This window comes from Microcoleus sp. PH2017_08_TRC_O_A, assembly GCF_020738665.1.
Taxonomy (GTDB): domain Bacteria; phylum Cyanobacteriota; class Cyanobacteriia; order Cyanobacteriales; family Microcoleaceae; genus Microcoleus.
In genome coordinates this window covers 1-1,396 of record NZ_JAEQCE010000218.1, presented here as the reverse complement: position 1 = coordinate 1,396, position 1,396 = coordinate 1, and the positions used below count along the sequence as shown (strand labels likewise).

The window sequence follows — 1,396 nt, the reverse complement described above, 5'->3', positions numbered from 1 at the left end:
TTAGGCATTCTTGAACTGCTGCTAATTTTGGACGCTCTAGAATGCCGTCTGACACCGCTGAATCAATACCTTGCTTGATTATTTTCGGAGGTATATCTAAGTTGATTACCGAGCTAAGGATTTCCCAATCAGCACGTTTTTTGCCACAATATTGCTCAATCGCTTCGATGACAATACTATCGACTATGTGAATTTTCTTTTTTGTGCTTCCGTCAAGCCAGTCGGCAACTTCGGATATTGCTGATTTAGCGTCATGCCATACCCCTGTAGTAATGCCAGTTGCAAGCAAGTCTCTCAGTAATGTCCAATGTTCTTTACTGTGTCGAGGTGGTTTTAGACTTGTTTGCAACTGCTTCCTAGTGGCAGCAAATTCATGCCAATTGCTAGGCTGCTCCCAAAAGTTTCTGATTTCCGCTGCGGGAACTGACCAATTAATAGCATCCAATTCTAGAGTGTTTTGCAAATCTTTAGTTTTTCTGGTCTCCTTGCTTTCGATTTGCCAAACGCTAGTAAATAATTTGGGGCAAAAAGTACGGAACTCAATGTTTTCACCTTTGCCATTGCTAATGAATTGCCTGTCGGTTTTCCGGTTGTAGCCATTTAGGAAGGCTGCCAAACAGTCGTTTGAATCAAACGTGTCAGAGTTAGTATTGTCAACCAGTAACAAGCAGTTTTTCTCGTAAGTCATTACTGTAGGGTCAACCCATCGTATTGCTATCGGCTCTTGACCGCTTAGTAATTCAATGGCTAACAACATTTGAGATTTACCGGAGCCGGAATCACCCAAAAGCTGGATTACGGGAACAATGCTGCATAGCGTGGATTGCATCATTGCGAAGCTTGCAAGTAGCTTGTATTCGGCTTCGTGTAAACCTGCGGTTACGAGCCTCAGATGCCTGGTAATTGCATCACCAAGGGTTTCGTCACTTTCTGTTTCAAAATAGTTGACTCCCGATTCTGTATCAGAATGAAGCTTTCGAGCAAAATCAATCATTTCTAATTGTCGATCATTCATTGTTTATTTCCCATCAATTTTACTGTTAGCTCAATTGCTAGTTTCGTACTAAGCCCGATGTCGCTGTCCGCATCAGCCCTTATTATCAAAGCTAATTCTCCCAATGTTTGCCACTCAAATAAGCAGCTAGTCTGAGCCTTTAAAAAAGCTAATCGTGCTTGCAGTTTTTCTGCTTCTGATTCAGCTTTTGTGTAAGCACCTTTGTTATTGCTAAATTGATTTGCTCCAGCAACAAGCTTAGTCTTGTCTTCTTCGGTCAAATAGTTAAGAGCCGGCAGTGGGGATAAACTAAAAATTTTATCTTTCATTGTGCCCGCCATCGCAGAAGATGCAGCAGTATTTTGGTCAATTAATTCCCAAAAGAATGGATTAATCCACGGC

Annotated in this window: 2 protein-coding genes; both read right to left on the bottom strand. The window is 41.7% G+C overall.

What is annotated here, in order from left to right:
* On the bottom strand, positions 1–1,015 hold a 1,015-nt coding region (locus tag JGK22_RS33160; protein WP_293314577.1), incomplete at its 3' end, for a hypothetical protein.
* Positions 1,012–1,396: hypothetical protein (locus tag JGK22_RS33155; protein WP_293216110.1), on the bottom strand; the 385-nt coding region annotated here is incomplete at its 5' end. The genes JGK22_RS33155 and JGK22_RS33160, both read right to left, overlap by 4 nt.